This window comes from Sphingopyxis sp. SE2 (assembly GCF_032227185.1).
In the GTDB taxonomy this organism is placed as follows: Bacteria; Pseudomonadota; Alphaproteobacteria; order Sphingomonadales; family Sphingomonadaceae; genus Sphingopyxis.
Map to the genome: position 1 here is coordinate 277,146 of NZ_JAPMXW010000009.1, position 14,842 is coordinate 291,987.

A 14,842-nucleotide genomic window follows, 5' to 3' on the forward strand; every position below is an offset into this window, starting at 1 on the left:
AACGCGCGCTGTCCCTGATCGCCGGGACTAACTATCGGTAAGGTCGATATCGGACGAAATCGACGGCCGCCAGTAGCTCGCCCGAGCATCGTGGGCCTCGATCGCCCCACTCAACGCCAGCGTCGAGTCTATATCGTCGCGCCCATCCATGAGTCTCTGCCGGCGTTCGGGTGAAACGTCGAACGGATAGGTGTGGCCATCGACGCTGGTAAGCAGCTGGCGCGGCAGATCGACGGCCAGAAGCGCGGTCTCAGGCATTGAAACCGTCTCGATCAGCTTCTCGCACTGCGCGCGCGGCAGCTCGATCGTGAGCATTCCGTTCTTCGTGCAATTGTTGGCGAAAATGTCGGCGAAGCTTGGCGCTATCAAGCATCGAATGCCAAAGTCGAGCAATGCCCACGGCGCATGTTCGCGGCTAGACCCGCAGCCGAAATTGTCGAGCGCGACGAGAAACACAGCGTCGCGCCAAGGCTGCCGATTGAGCACGAAATCCATCTTCATCCCACCGGCTTCGTCGGTTCGCATCGTATGGAACAGCGCGTCGGCCAGACCTTCGCGGGAGATCGTCGAGAGGAAACGCGCCGGCAGAATTTTGTCGGTGTCGATGTTCGCGAGAGGCAGCGCCGCTCCAATGCCTTCCAGGTGCCGGAAAGCCCGGCTCATAGCGACTGCTCCTTGAATTCGCGGATGTCGACCAGCGCTCCCGCGATGGCGGCGGCCGCCGCCATCGCGGGCGAGACGAGATGGGTTCTTCCGCCCGGCCCCTGTCGGCCCTCGAAGTTACGGTTCGACGTCGAAGCGGCGCGTTCGCCTGGGCGAAGCCGGTCGGCGTTCATCCCGACGCACATCGAGCAGCCGGCATCGCGCCATTCGAATCCAGCATCGAGGAAGATCCGGTCGAGCCCCTCCGCCTCGGCCTCTGCCTTGACCGCGCCAGAGCCCGGCACCACCAAGGCGCGCAGGCCATAAGCCACATGCCGGCCCTTCGCTACCGCCGCGGCCGCGCGCAGATCTTCGATCCGACCGTTCGTGCAGCTGCCGATGAAGACGGCGTCGAGACGGAGCCCGGCGAGGCGCTGCCCCGGGTTGAGGCCCATATATTCGAGCATGGCAGCCATCTGCGCCGCCCGAAGCGGATCCTGCTGGTCTCCCGGGTCCGGAACGCGGCCGGCGATCGTCGTGACCGCCTCTGGGGTCGTGCCCCAGGTCACCATCGGAGCGATTACGCTGGCGTCGACTTCCACCTCCCGATCGAAGCGCGCGCCGGCATCGGACGCCAGCGCCCGCCATTCGGTAGCTGCTTCGTCGAACGCCTGCGCCTTCGGCGCGAATGGCCGCTTCCGCAAATAGGCGAAAGTGGTCTCGTCGGGAGCGATCATGCCAGCGCGTGCGCCTGCCTCGATCGACATGTTGCACACGGTCATGCGACCAGCCATGTCGAGGCCGCGTATCACGCTGCCCGCATACTCGATGACGTAGCCGGTGGCTCCCCCGCTGCCGATCCGACCAATCATCGCGAGCACCACATCCTTCGCGGTCACGCCCTGTCCTAGAGACCCCTCGAAGCGCACCAGCATCGTCTTCGAGGGCTTTTGCACCAGCGTTTGCGTAGCGAGCACATGCTCCACTTCGGAAGTGCCTATCCCGAACGCCAGGGCACCGAAGGCGCCGTGCGTGGAGGTATGGCTGTCGCCGCATACTATGGTGGTGCCGGGAGCGGTAAGGCCGAGCTCCGGGCCGACCACATGGACAATACCCTGCCGCCTGCTGAGCAGGGGGATGTAGGGCACTGCGAATTCGCGGACGTTGGATTCCAGCGTCTCCACCTGGACCCGACTCAGCGGGTCCGCTATGGTCAAGCGTCTTTCACTGGTCGACACATTGTGGTCCGCCACGGCCATGGTGCGCTCCGGGTGCCGAACCGTGCGTTTCGCAACGCGGAGGCCCTCGAATGCCTGCGGGCTCGTGACCTCGTTGACCAGGTGAAGGTCGATAGCGATCAGCCGTTCGTCGCCCGGCAGATCCGCTATCAGGTGACGGTCCCAGATCTTGGCGAACATGGTCTTCGGAGCGGTCATGCCGCAGGCTCCCGTCGTCGCCGCGAAGCGAGCAGCGCGTCGCGAACCCGCCCGCCCGTAAGAGCGCCCGGCAGGACCGCGCTCTCGGCAGCAAGATCGATGAGACTATTGAGGTCGATGCCGGTTTCGATGCCCATCTGCTGGAACGTCCAGACGACGTCCTCCGTTGCAACATTACCCGTCGCCCCCGGCGCGAATGGGCAGCCGCCGAGGCCGGCAACGGAGGCGTCTATCACCGTAACCCCCGAGGACCAGGCCGCCAGCACGTTGGCGACGCCGAGCCCGTAGGTGTCATGGCCATGAAACGCCCATCCCGATACATTGGGGAAACGTGCAAAGACCGACCGGAACAGCGCGGCTACCCTGTCGGGCGAAGCCCTTCCGGTGGTGTCGCACAATGCGATCTCCACGTCGGCGCGGATCGCGACCAGATCCTCGATCAGCTCCAACGCTGCTTGCGGAGGCACGGGGCCCTCGAACGGACAGTCGAACGTCGTGCCAAGATTGATGCGGAACTTCGTTCCTTCCGAGGCACCGGCAACTATCGTACGGAAATCCGCGACCGATTCCTTCGGCGAGCGGCGGACGTTGTTGCGATTGTGCGCCTCCGATACGGACAGCACGAAGGCAAGATGCCTCGCGCCCGCTTCCAAGGCCGCAGCGGCCCGCCGAGGGTTGGGCACGAGTACCTGCGGGTCAAGTCCTGGAAGCGCGTTCGCGGCGGCCAACACCTCGGCGGCGTCGGAAAGCTGAGGCACCGCGCTGTCGCTGACGAACGCGGTCACCTCCGCACGCCGAATCCCGGCTTCGTGGAGCCGCCGCATCATCGCAATCTTCGTGCCGGTCGGCACCCGTGGGACGATTGGCTGCAAGCCGTCGCGGAGCGCGACGTCGACCAGCTCGACCCTCATCCGATCACCCCCTCTTCGCGCATCTGCAGGATCGCCTCAGGTGAAAGACCCAGCATATCGCCGAAAATTTCCGCATTATGGGCGCCAAGTTCGCAACCAGGCCAGCTGACCTCGCCCGGTGCCTCGACCACATGGGGAACGATGCCGGGATGCAGGACGGTCCCGAAGGCAGGATCGGCCACTTCACGTACCATGCCGCGCTCACGGAACTGGGGATCCTGAGCTATGTCCGCAACCGTGAACACTTTCGAGTTGGGGATGTCGGCTGCGTTCAGCACTTGCTCCAACTCTACGGCCGGCATGGTCCTGGTCCAGCCCGAAATTACCCCGTCGAGCCGCGTCGCATTGTGCACTCGGTTGCGATTCCCGGCAAAATCGGAGTGTAAAAGCTCGGGGGCATCGATGAGGGCAACCAGTCGGGCAAACAAGCGATCCGAATTCGCGGCAATCAGGATCCATGCGCCGTCCGAGGTAGGATAAGCGTTCGAAGGGGCGGCGGTGGCGATGGCGCCTCCGGTTGGCTGCTTCACTATATTAAGCGCACCGAATTCCGGGAGCATACCCTCCATCATGCTTAACACCGATTCGGTTAGCGCCACGTCCAGCGTAAGCCCAGCTTCGCCGGGACTTCGATAGCGACGGCAGAGAGCGGCCACGATTCCGAAGGCCGCGTAGAGGCCGGCGATACTGTCTCCGATGCTCACGCCGACGCGCACCGGCGGGAGCCCGGTTGTGCCCGGGCCGTGATTGGTGAGATGACGGAGACCACCTATCGCTTCGCCGATGACTCCGAACGCCGCACGATCGCGATACGGGCCGTCCTGCCCGTATCCCGAGACGTGAGCTATGATCAGATCCGGACGCGCGCGCCGCAACTCGTCGTCGCCGAGACCCAGTTTCGCAAGCTGTCCCGGACGAAAATTTTCGACCACGGCATCGCATTGGGTGGCCAAGCTGCGCGCCAAATCGCGCCCCTTCTCCGTCTTCAAGTTTAGCGTAACGCTGCGCTTATTGCGGCCATGCACCGACCACCAGACCGACTTCCCGTCGATGTGCGCCCCCCATTGCCTGACGGGATCCCCATCGGGCGGCTCGAGCTTGATGATGTCGGCGCCCAGGTCTGCGAGCAGACGCGTGCAGAACGGAGCCGCGACGAAATGCCCGATCTCCAAGATACGCAGCCCCACCAACGGCCCGTTTCGAATGCCTGCGTCTGGGCGGGATCGGGCTTGCTCGGGAGGTGATTGCGCGGAGTCGCTCATGCCGGCCGTCTAGCCCCGCCATCTTCCGAGTGATCGTCCCTCCGCGGAGGGACACTGCGGCGACCTGGCGCGACCGGTACCTGGACGCGGGGACATTCGGCGATGCCGGACAGGTGTAGCGGTAGCAACTGGCGTCAGATCGACTCGCCCGACAGTCAGGCCGATCGAAGGCTGCTCATTGCGCCGCGATCGAAGGGAACCTCAAGGATGATAATCGACGTTCACCACCATTACCTCCCGCCGCGCTACTTCGAGGAATTCGACAGGCTGCTGCCCGAGCGGATCGACGCGGTTCGCCATTACGGGCGCATCGCCGGCCATGACCGCGAGGCCGGCTACACAACCACGCCGGCGATCGACCCGATATGCTGGTGCGACGAGACGCTGCAGTTGGAGGCGATGGACGCTGCCGAGGTCGACCATGCCGTGCTGTCGGCAGCCTGCTTCCAGGATTGGATGACGATGGATGCGGCGAGGATCATCAACGAAGGAACCGCCCACCTCGTCAGCCGTCATCCCGATCGCTTCTCGGGCATGATATCCGTTCCGCCGGATGGCGGCGAGGAAATGGTGGAAGAAATCCGGCGTGCACGTGACCTTGGTCTATGCGCTGTCAACATGACGACGACACATAGGGGACGTTATCCCGATCACAAGGATTTCCGGCTAATGTTGGAAACGGCTGCCAACCTCAAACTGCCGGTCTACGTGCATCCGAGCTGGCGCGGGCCGCTGCAGCACATGGAACGCTGGAACTTGGAACGATCCATCGGCAAGCCGACCGACCTGAATCTTGGGATCGCTAATCTCATGTTCGGCGGCGCGTTTGCGGAATTACCCGACCTACGGATGGTTTTCGCTCATCTCGGCGGGTCGCTCCCCGTCACGATGAGGAGACTCTTCTTCGGCCAGCCGGGATGGCTGAGCGCGCCCGACTATGATTATCCGACCCTGCTCAAGCGCCTGTTCGTCGATACCGCTCCCGGCATGTGGCAGTCACCCCTTGAGATACAATGCGCCGCCATGATCCTTGGCGTCAGCCAGATGCTGATGGGATCGGACTATCCGCTGTCGAACGATCCGGCCGGCGTCCTGAAGGCGTCAGTCGACCATGTGCGCCTCACAAACCTTTCCGACACCGAAAAGGAAAGGATATTAGCGACGAACGCCATCGAGGTGTTCGGGCTTCACCATCTCGACGCCCTCAGCAACAAAGGTGGGGCACAGCAGATTCATCCTGCTGCCGGCTGTTGCTGATGCGCCACCGGTCTAGCAGTCGAGAAGGATTTTTCCGAAGTGCTGGTTGCCGGCCATATAGGCATGCGCTGCCACCGCATCCGCTAAGTCGAAACGGCGATCGATCGGCAATGACAGGCTGCCCGACTCTACTGACGGCCATAACTCATCCGTGACCCCACGAACGATGTCCCGGACCTGCTCCAGCGACCGAGTGCGAAAGGTAACGCCGTGGAAGCTGATGCGGCGGAGGGCATGCAGGTTGAAGTCGAACTCGCCGATAGTACCCCCCAGCCGGCCGACGTTGACGATCCTTCCCGCGATCGCTGTACCCTTCATCAGCTCGCCGAAGCACGGGCCGCTCACCATATCGACGGCGACGTCCGCGCCCTTCGAATCGGTCACTTCAAACAAGGCCTGCGACCAGTCGGCAGCACCGGTGTCGATCGTCCCATCGGCGCCGAACGTCACGAGCCGTAAACGTTTATCGCCGGAACGGGCCCCGCCTATCACCTTGGCGGCGCCAAGGATCTTGGCTATCTGTAAGGTCGCGAGACCTACCGCGGAGGTTGCGCCGTGGACGAAGACCGTCTCGCCTCTCCGCAACCCGGCGACGACCAGCGCATCATGCGCCGTCATGAGCGCCAGCGGCAAAACCGCGGCTTGGGCGGCCCCTTCGCCCGACCTGAGCTTGAAGATGCGATGCTGATCCGCCACCGCATATTCGGCATAGCCGCCGGTGCCGGAGCAGGCGACCCAATCCCCTACCACGCAATCCGTGACTGTCGATCCAATCTCGACGACTTCGCCTGCCCATTCCATGCCGATTGGCTTTCCGTACGAATTGGCACTTGCGACTCCCATTCCCTTCGCGGCGGCGAGATCCGCCCGGTTCATTCCCGCCGCTACGACGCGGACGAGTATCTGTTCGTCGGAGGGTGTGGGCCGAGCGACCTCAGCGACCGTCAATCCCTCGGCCGTCGCGATTCCTGCTATCATGGTCGTGGTCATGGAATCCCCTATTTTGCGTCCCAGGTCCAACAGGCAACATTGACCGCACGCCTAGCCGACTCCCGAGAGGCTGGCCCGTCCCTAGACAGAGGGACGGGCCAGCCTCGCCGCCTTCGGCGGGGACAGCGCCGAGCGCTCTCCCGCAATATGCGGATAGAAGTCACGGAAAATCGACTATGAACGATCGCGAACTGGCTGAGTCGGCCACTGCCGGAAATGTCGCCGAGAAACGAATAGTGCCGACTGTGGCGGCACAAGCGATTAGCTCCGAGCTGGCCGACGGGCTCCCGGTACCGCGTCGCTACTGGGCCATGACGGCTATGTGGTTCGCGTTGGCGATGTCCGTCCTCGACACGTCCATCGCCAATATCGCACTGCCCGCCATCGCGGGCGATCTGAGCGCCAGCGCCGCGCAATCCATCTGGGTGGTCAACGCCTACCATATCGCGATCGCCATGGTGCTGCTCCCGATCGCTACGCTCGGCGAGATCGCCGGATATCGCCGGATATACATTTCCGGTCTCGCTTTGTTCGTGGCAGCCTCGCTCGCATGCGGGCTGGCGCCCAGCCTCACGGGCCTTGCCGTGGCGCGCTTCGTCCAGGGCCTCGGCGCTGCTTCCACGATGGCCATCAGCGGCGCTCTCCTGCGCGTCATCTATCCGAAGGCTAGGATGGGGAGGGGCATCAGCTACAATGTGCTGATCGTGGCGATTTGCTCGGCGGCCGGACCGAGCCTTGCCGCGGCAATCCTGGCTCTTGGATCGTGGCGTTGGCTGTTCGCGATAAACATCCCGCTCGGGCTGGTCGCCTGCATCCTCGCCTATTACTATCTCCCCTCGGCTGAGGGTGCGACCAAACGGTTCGACTATTTGTCCGCCATTCTGAATTGTTCAGCCTTCGGCGCCTTGTTCCTCGCTTTGTCCGACGCCGCCCAGGGAACGATGTCCACGCTCACCGTGGTCGAGCTCGCGCTCGGGGTCGCTTCAGGCGTATTGCTCATTCACCGATCATGGGCGGCGGGGGATCCGATGGTTCCGCTCGATCTGCTGCGCATCCCGATATTGCGCCTGTCCTACTCGACCTCCTCCTGTGCATTCGCGGCGCAGATGATCCTCATGGTGTCCCTGCCCTTCTACCTTCAGGGCCATTTCGGGTTCAACGAGGTCAGCACCGGCTTGCTGATCACGCCGATGCCGGTCGGCATCGCGATTGCTGCGCCGATAGCCGGTCGCCTCGTCGAGCGGATACCGGCCGGCCTGCTCGGCGGAGTAGGCTTGTTCGTCGTCGCGGGCGGCCTCTGCCTGCTCGTACTCACGCCTATCCGTTCGCCACTTCTGCTGCTGATCGTCGCGATGGTGACGTGCGGGCTCGGCTTCGGGCTATTCCAATCGCCCAATAGCCGAACCATGCTGGGCGTCGCCCCGATACGCCGGAGCGGAGCCGCCGCCGGTATGCTCGCGACAGCACGGCTGGTGGGGCAGACCGTCGGGGCGGTGCTAGTTGCTTTGCTGTTCCGCAGTTTCGGCGATGCCCATGTGGCGCCGGTGCTCTTCGCAGCAGCGCTCTCCGTAGTCGCTGCTCTGCTCAGCCTGAGAAGGTTGCGCCTTGCGAGCGATCCGCATTTCGCCTCGGGCGGCGACCGGATATGAGGTGCTACAGGCGAGGCGTGCCCCACTGGTACTCGTGAAAATGGCTCAGCCGGATACCGTCGACAGCAGAAAGTACCGAAGAATGCGCCGACAATTCCTTATTGACCTCAACCTCATCATATCAAGGTTTGTTCGCCAGACACCGATTTCGCGGACATAGTGTGAACGTCGACGTCAAGCGGTCGGTCGAAGATATTGGTAGAGGGTTTCGCGGCTGATCCCGAGGTCCCGGGCAACCGTGGCCTTCGGTTCACCCTCGGCAATGCGTTTCTTCAGTTCGGCCACCTTCTCATCGGTCAGGGCCTTTTTCCTGCCGCGATATGCGCCGCGCTGCTTGGCGATGACGATGCCTTCGCGCTGCCGTTCCCTGATGAGCGCGCGCTCGAACTCGGCAAAGGCGCCCATGACCGAGAGCATCAAATTGGCCATAGGGGAATCTTCGCCAGTGAAGGCGAGGCTCTCTTTCAGGAACTCGATCCGGATGCCGCGGGCGGTCAGCGACTGCACGAGCCTGCGCAAATCATCGAGGTTGCGGGCGAGGCGATCCATGCTGTGCACGACCACCGTGTCGCCTTCGCGGATGAAGGACAGCATGGCTTCGAGCTGGGGGCGTTTGACATCCTTGCCCGAGGCCTTGTCGGTGAAGATCTTGTCGAGCGCCACGCCCTCAAGTTGGCGATCGACATTCTGCTCGAAAGCGCTGACCCGGACGTAGCCGATCCTCTGTCCCTTCATCACTGGCTCCCCCACCAAACCGTCAGGTTGAAATCTATGGGGTTGGACGACGAGCGTCAATAAATGAGTTTCTACACCCTTTCCTGACATATGCCGATCAATCGACCTGACGTCCGGTTAGGCTATACTCCAAGCTGACATCACAAAATCAAATCCCTCAAAGATGGCGTCAATTGCCTTGATGGGGTAAAAACTGGAGTGCTTCCAGGATGGGACATTCGGCAACGTCATCTCCAGTGCATCTGGCTAACGTGGTCGCCAGCGTCACCTCTATCTTCTGCAAATCTGCAATGCGGCGGCGGACATCTTCAAGGTGGAGTTCGGTTCTCGCCATAACCTCCGCGCAGGTTTGTGCACCGGTATCGGTGAGCGACAACAATGACCGTATGTCATCCATTGCATAGCCAAGGTCGCGCGCGCGCAGGATGAACTGCAACCTTTGCACCAGTTCCGGCGAATAGACGCGGTAGCCGTTGGAACTGCGAGGCGGCCCCGGCAGCAATCCCACCTTCTCGTAATAGCGGATGGTTTCGAGATTGCAGCCTGTTTTCCGGGCAAGCTGGGCACGCAAGATGCCGACCTGTTGCTCCATGAAAATACCTCTTGAGTCTGTAGTGGCTACAGAGCCTACACTGCGAATCACTCAGTTGGAACAAGGGATTCAAGCCATGGTCTCAACGCCGGAAGCGGGACAGCCAGCCCTCACCGAAAACCACGAGCCGAAGCAGGCAAACTGGGTTGCGGCGGGCGCATTGATCGGCGCGGGGCTCGCCTCGGCTTGCTGCGTCGTCCCGCTACTGTTGGTTATGCTCGGAATTTCCGGCGCGTGGATCGCCAACCTGACGGCGCTCGAACCTTACAAGCCCTATGTCGCAGGCGTAACGCTCGCGCTGCTCGGCTACGGCTTCTGGCATGTCTATTTCAAGCCGAAACCGCCCTGTGAAGACGGTTCCTACTGCGCTCGTCCACAATCGGCTTGGACCACCAAGGCGGTGCTGTGGCTGGGCCTTGCCGTCGCCATCCTGGCGCTCACCATCGACTGGTGGGCACCCTGGTTCTATTGAAAGGAAATACCCATGAAAAAGACAGTATGTATCGCTATGGCCGTGCTGGCTATGGCTGGCGGCGGGGTCGCCTATGCAGTTAGTGGCACGGCGCAAGATCGCCCCGCGGCTACCGCAACCGCTCAGAAGCAAACCACCTTTGCCATAGAGAACATGACCTGCGCCACCTGCCCGATCACCGTGAAGAAGGCGATGGAAGGCGTCGCCGGGGTAACGGCGGTCACGGTCGATTTCGCAGCCAAGACCGCGCGCGCAACCTATAACCCGCGCCGCACCAATGCTGCTGCGATTGCCGCTGCATCAACCAACGCGGGTTATCCGGCGCGCGCTATTCAAAACTGAGCGGGGCGCCGCCAGCGCCTCAAGAAAGCGATAAGCAATGAACGACTGTTGCAACCGCCCTGGGCGGGAAGGATTTGACGTGGCCGTCATCGGCGCGGGTTCTGCCGGGTTCTCCGCCGCGATCGCCGCTGCCGATCTGGGCGCGAAAGTGGCGCTCGTCGGTCACGGCACGATTGGCGGCACCTGTGTCAATGTTGGCTGCGTTCCTTCCAAGACGCTGATCCGCGCCGCCGAAGCGGTGCATGGTGGGCTTGCCGCCGCGCGCTTTCCCGGCCTTGGGGGCGCTGTCCAGATGGATGACTGGTCCGTATTGGCGGCGTCGAAGGACGATCTTGTCACGACGCTGCGCCAAAAAAAATATGTCGATCTGCTGCCCGCCTATGACGGTGTGAGCTATATCGAGGGCAAGGCACGCTTTGCCGATGGTGCGCTGATTGTCGGCGATGCGCCCATGAAGGTCGGCAAGGTCATATTGGCGATGGGTGCGCACGCCGCCGTGCCGCCGATTCCGGGGATGGACAGCGTGCCCTACCTAACCAGCACATCGGCGCTGGCGCTGGATCGCTTGCCCAAATCGCTGCTGGTGATCGGTGGCGGGGTGATCGGGGTAGAACTGGGACAGATGTTTTCGCGTCTGGGCGTTGATGTCACCATCTGCTGCCGAAGCCGCCTGCTCCCCGAAATGGACCCGGAAGTGAGTGCCGCGCTGAAAAACTATTTGGAAGCCGAGGGCGTGCGGGTTTGCGCAGGTGTCGGCTATCAGCGTATCGCCCAAACACAGAGCGGGGTCGAATTGACCTGCGAGGGGCATTGTGACACCGTCGCGGCGGAACAGGTGCTCATCGCCACCGGACGCCGACCCAATAGCGACGGGCTTGGGCTGGAGGAGCGCGGCATAGTGCTTGCCCGTAATGGTGGAATCGTCGTCGATGACCACCTCGAAACGTCGGTTCCAGGCATTTACGCGGCGGGCGATGTAACGGGACGGGACCAGTTCGTCTACATGGCCGCCTATGGCGCAAAACTGGCCGCGCGCAACGCGGTGACGGGCAACCAATACCGCTACGACAATTCCTCCATGCCATCCGTCGTCTTCACCGACCCGCAAGTCGCCAGCGCCGGCCTCACTGAAACGACAGCACGGGCGCAAGGCCTGGACATCAAGGTTTCGCTGCTCCCGCTCGATGCTGTGCCAAGGGCACTGGCAGCACGCGATACGCGGGGTCTCATCAAACTGATTGCCGACAAGGCGAACGACCGTTTGCTGGGCGGCCAGATCATGGCACCCGAAGGCGCGGATTCGATCCAGACACTGGTGCTGGCGATCAAACACGGCATGACCACCCTGGAATTGGGTGCAACGATATTTCCTTACCTGACCACTGTGGAAGGCCTCAAACTGGCGGCCCAAACGTTTGATAAGGATGTCGCCAAACTGTCTTGCTGCGCCGGGTGATTGCTCGGGGATCAACCGGCAACGAATGGCCTCCCTCCAGTGCAAGCCGCTTTGGTGTCAATTTTGTAATTCGCCTCAGCGGGAGAGCAAAATGGCACGACGCCGACTTCTGACCGGAGACGAGCGCCGGCGCCTGTTCGATCCTCCTGTCCAAGAAACCGCGATCATTGGGCATTATACCCTTTCTGCGGAAGATGTTGAATTGGTTGGGCGCCGCTATGGTCCAGCAAATCGCCTCGGTCTGGCTGCACAAATCGCTTTGATGCGACATCCCGGCTTTGGTCTGCAACCCGAGATCGGGCTTCCCGACGTCATTCTTCAGTACCTCGCGGCACAGTTATTCGTCGATCCTTCCTCCTTCTCTGCATATGGTCAGCGCGCGCAAACCCGTACCGATCATGCCGATCTCGTGGCGCGTTATCTTGGCATACGCCCGTTTCGACGTGGCGACCTGGCACTTGCCCTGAATCTTGCCGCGCAAGCCGCCGAGTATACAGACAGAGGTGAACCGATTGTTCGCGCCCTCATGGTTGGCCTGAAGGGTGAGCGGTTCATTCTTCCGTCAGGCGACACACTGGAACGCGCCGGTCTTGCTGGCCGGGCACGCGCACGCAAAGCTGCCGCAGCCGCAATCGTCGAAGGCCTCAGCTCTGCTGAACTGACACGGCTAGACGAACTCGTAATCAACAACCCGGATTTCGGCATGACACCGCTGGCGTGGTTGCGTAATTTCGAAGAAGCCCCGACTGCGGCCAATATCAATGGCTTGCTTGAGCGCCTGCGCTATGTTCGCGGCATAGGTATCCACCCGGTAGTTGGGGGCGCCATTCCGGAATTCCGCTTTGCCCAATTTGTCCGCGAGGGCGGCGTGGCACCGGCATTCCTGCTTTCGGATTACAGCGTCAATCGCAGGCGGGCGACGTTGACGGCCGCAGTGATCGACCTTGAGGCCAGACTTGCCGATGCCGCGATCCAAATGTTTGACCGACTTATCGGCGGCATGTTCACGCGCGCGCGGCGTGGGCGCGAGCGTCGCTACCAAGATAGTATTCAGTCGGTGGGGCAACTCATGCGGCTGTTTGGCGCCACGATTACAGCACTTGATGAGGCTGTCCAGAATGGCGGCGATCCGCTCGAATTGATTGACGAAGCGGTGGGCTGGCACCGGCTTGTTGCGGCAAAGGCCCAAGTAGATGCCCTTGCTGATCTTGCCGGCGAGGACGCACTGGTAACGGCAACCGAGCGTTACGCCACGCTACGGCGTTTCAGCCCGGCATTTCTGGACGCCTTCACCTTCAAGGCGTCTGGAACAGGGACGGCACTGATCAAAGCCATCGATGTCATTCGCGATGCGAACACACGAAAGTCGCGCGACCTTCCCGATGGCGTTCCACTGCCATTCCCCAATCGGCAGTGGAAGCGTCTCATCACCGAAAGCGGCCGTATCGACCGCCGACGTTATGAAATTGCGATCATGGCAACCTTGCGTGATCGTTTGCGCGCCGGTGATGTATGGATCGAGGGAACCCGCAACTATCAGCGCTTCGATGCCTATTTGCTGGGTCGGCGCGACGCCGCCAAAGTGGCGGATGTGCTTCCGTTCGATTCAAATGCTGCATCCTACCTCGCTGACCGGGCACGAAATCTTGACTGGCGGCTGCGCCGATTTGCCAAGCAGTTGAAAACAAACAAGCTTGAGGGAGTGTCGCTCGAACGAGACCGGCTCAAGCTTCAGCAAATGCCGCCTGTCACCCCACCGGAAGCTGAAGCCCTCGATCGCAAGCTCGATACCCTGCTTCCCCGCGTGCGCATCACCGAGCTGCTGCTTGAAGTCGCCGAACGCACTGGTTTTTTGAACGCATTCCGTGACCTGCGCTCAGGCAAGGAGCACGACAACCCCAGCACGGTACTCGCCGCAATTCTGGCTGATGGCACCAACCTCGGGCTGGAGCGGATGGCCAATGCCAGCGAAGGCGTCAGCTATGCCCAACTCGCATGGACCCACAACTGGTATCTTTCACCCGAGAACTATCAGGCCGCGCTGGCCATGATCATCTCAGCCCATCACGAATTACCCTTCGCGCGGCATTGGGGCGCTGGCACCAGTTCGTCGTCCGATGGCCAGTTCTTCCGGTCGGGGCGGAGCCGTTCAGGGGCGGCGGACGTCAATGCCAAATATGGCGCCGAACCTGGCGTGAAAATCTATTCTCACCTTTCCGATCACTTCGCATCATTCGGATCACGGATCATGTCCGCGACGGCAGGTGAAGCGCCTTACGTGCTCGACGGGCTTGTCCTGGGCGCCGGCAACCTTCCGTTGCATGAGCACTATACCGATACCGGCGGCGCCACCGATCATGTTTTCGCACTCTGCCACCTACTCGGGTTCCGCTTCGCGCCCCGGCTGCGCGATATTGGCGACCGCAAGCTGGGTTCGATCGCTGCGCCATCGACATACAAGGGCATCGAAAATCTGATGGGCCGCACCATCAAAACGGCAGCGATCGAGGCCGATTGGGATGACATCGTCAGGATTGTCGCCTCAATCAAGGATGGCACGGTGGCGCCGTCAGTAATCTTGCGAAAACTTGCCGCCTACAAACGCCAGAACAGGCTGGATTTTGCATTGGCTGAACTGGGCCGTATCGAGCGCACTTTGTTCACGCTCGATTGGCTTGAACAACCGGAACTGCGACGTGCCTGTCAGGCCGGTCTCAACAAAGGCGAGGCGAGGCACACGCTTGCCGCCGCCATCTATACCAACCGGCAGGGTCGGTTCACCGATCGCTCGCTGGAAAATCAGGAATTTCGCGCATCTGGGCTGAACCTGCTGATTGCGGCGATTTCCTACTGGAACACGGTCTATCTCGACCGGGCCGCCCAGCACCTCAACGCTGTCGGCACGACGTTCGATGCGGCACTGCTTGCGCACCTTTCTCCGATGGGCTGGGCGCACATCAGTCTGACCGGCGATTACCTCTGGGAGCAGGCCAGGCGACTTCCAGCAGGTGAATTCCACCCACTCAACGAGCCAATGGCGCGGTTGAAGCGTGTAGCGTAGCCCATGTTCCGCTTATGTCCGAGAAATCGTTGTCTGG

Annotated in this window: 13 protein-coding genes; 6 read left to right on the top strand and 7 right to left on the bottom strand. The window is 61.9% G+C overall.

Annotated features, from left to right (window positions below; genetic code table 11):
- Positions 1-27: 27 nt before the first annotated feature.
- Genes leuD through OVY29_RS23895 form a run of 4 tightly spaced genes read right to left on the bottom strand, consistent with a single transcriptional unit; the run spans position 28 to position 4,176 of the window.
- The gene (leuD, locus tag OVY29_RS23880; protein ID WP_313912415.1) at positions 28-663 is read right to left on the bottom strand and encodes a 3-isopropylmalate dehydratase small subunit; all 636 of its coding nucleotides are present in this window, start codon (positions 661-663) and stop codon (positions 28-30) included.
- Positions 660-2,078 carry a 3-isopropylmalate dehydratase large subunit gene (gene leuC, locus OVY29_RS23885; RefSeq protein WP_313912416.1) on the bottom strand — a complete coding sequence of 473 codons (1,419 nt, stop codon included), beginning with the start codon at positions 2,076-2,078 and terminating at the stop codon, positions 660-662. Before leuC ends, leuD begins: the two co-directional genes overlap by 4 nt.
- On the bottom strand, positions 2,075-2,989 hold the full coding sequence (locus tag OVY29_RS23890; protein ID WP_313912417.1) for a hydroxymethylglutaryl-CoA lyase: 915 nt from the start codon (positions 2,987-2,989) through the stop codon (positions 2,075-2,077). Before OVY29_RS23890 ends, leuC begins: the two co-directional genes overlap by 4 nt.
- Complete coding sequence (locus OVY29_RS23895; protein ID WP_313912418.1) at positions 2,986-4,176, bottom strand: CoA transferase; 1,191 nt, start codon at positions 4,174-4,176, stop codon at positions 2,986-2,988. The genes OVY29_RS23890 and OVY29_RS23895 overlap by 4 nt, the downstream gene beginning before the upstream one ends.
- Positions 4,177-4,458: 282 nt before the next feature.
- On the opposite strand from OVY29_RS23895, the gene OVY29_RS23900 reads away from it, so the two are divergent.
- On the top strand, positions 4,459-5,508 hold the full coding sequence (locus OVY29_RS23900) for an amidohydrolase family protein (protein WP_313912419.1): 1,050 nt from the start codon (positions 4,459-4,461) through the stop codon (positions 5,506-5,508).
- Positions 5,509-5,520: 12 nt separating this feature from the next.
- On the opposite strand, the gene OVY29_RS23905 is transcribed toward OVY29_RS23900, so the two are convergent.
- A complete protein-coding gene (locus OVY29_RS23905; RefSeq protein ID WP_313912420.1) occupies positions 5,521-6,498 on the bottom strand; it encodes a zinc-binding dehydrogenase in 978 nt (325 codons plus the stop codon).
- A gap of 176 nt (positions 6,499-6,674) precedes the next feature.
- Here OVY29_RS23905 and OVY29_RS23910 point away from each other — a divergent pair, with 176 nt between their 5' ends.
- Complete coding sequence (locus tag OVY29_RS23910; protein WP_313912421.1) at positions 6,675-8,147, top strand: MFS transporter; 1,473 nt, start codon at positions 6,675-6,677, stop codon at positions 8,145-8,147.
- Positions 8,148-8,321: 174 nt separating this feature from the next.
- Here OVY29_RS23910 and OVY29_RS23915 read toward each other — a convergent pair whose 3' ends face one another.
- Complete coding sequence (locus OVY29_RS23915; RefSeq protein ID WP_313912422.1) at positions 8,322-8,882, bottom strand: recombinase family protein; 561 nt, start codon at positions 8,880-8,882, stop codon at positions 8,322-8,324.
- Between the two features lie 169 nt (positions 8,883-9,051).
- Entirely contained in the window at positions 9,052-9,474 is a 423-nt protein-coding gene (locus OVY29_RS23920; protein ID WP_039330852.1) for a MerR family transcriptional regulator, read from the bottom strand.
- Positions 9,475-9,550: 76 nt separating this feature from the next.
- Between OVY29_RS23920 and OVY29_RS23925 the strand changes: the two genes are divergently transcribed.
- The 4 genes from OVY29_RS23925 (at position 9,551) to OVY29_RS23940 (ending at position 14,805) form a co-directional block, all read left to right on the top strand.
- On the top strand, positions 9,551-9,946 hold the full coding sequence (locus OVY29_RS23925; RefSeq protein ID WP_014072602.1) for a mercuric transporter MerT family protein: 396 nt from the start codon (positions 9,551-9,553) through the stop codon (positions 9,944-9,946).
- Between the two features lie 12 nt (positions 9,947-9,958).
- Complete coding sequence (locus OVY29_RS23930) at positions 9,959-10,288, top strand: heavy-metal-associated domain-containing protein (RefSeq protein ID WP_004213249.1); 330 nt, start codon at positions 9,959-9,961, stop codon at positions 10,286-10,288.
- A gap of 37 nt (positions 10,289-10,325) precedes the next feature.
- Positions 10,326-11,744 (top strand): mercury(II) reductase, encoded by a 1,419-nt coding sequence (gene merA, locus OVY29_RS23935; RefSeq protein WP_313912358.1) that lies wholly within the window; start codon positions 10,326-10,328, stop codon positions 11,742-11,744.
- 91 nt (positions 11,745-11,835) lie between these two features.
- Positions 11,836-14,805, top strand: a complete 2,970-nt coding sequence (locus tag OVY29_RS23940; protein WP_014072601.1) for a Tn3 family transposase — start codon at positions 11,836-11,838, stop codon at positions 14,803-14,805.
- Positions 14,806-14,842 lie beyond the last annotated feature (37 nt).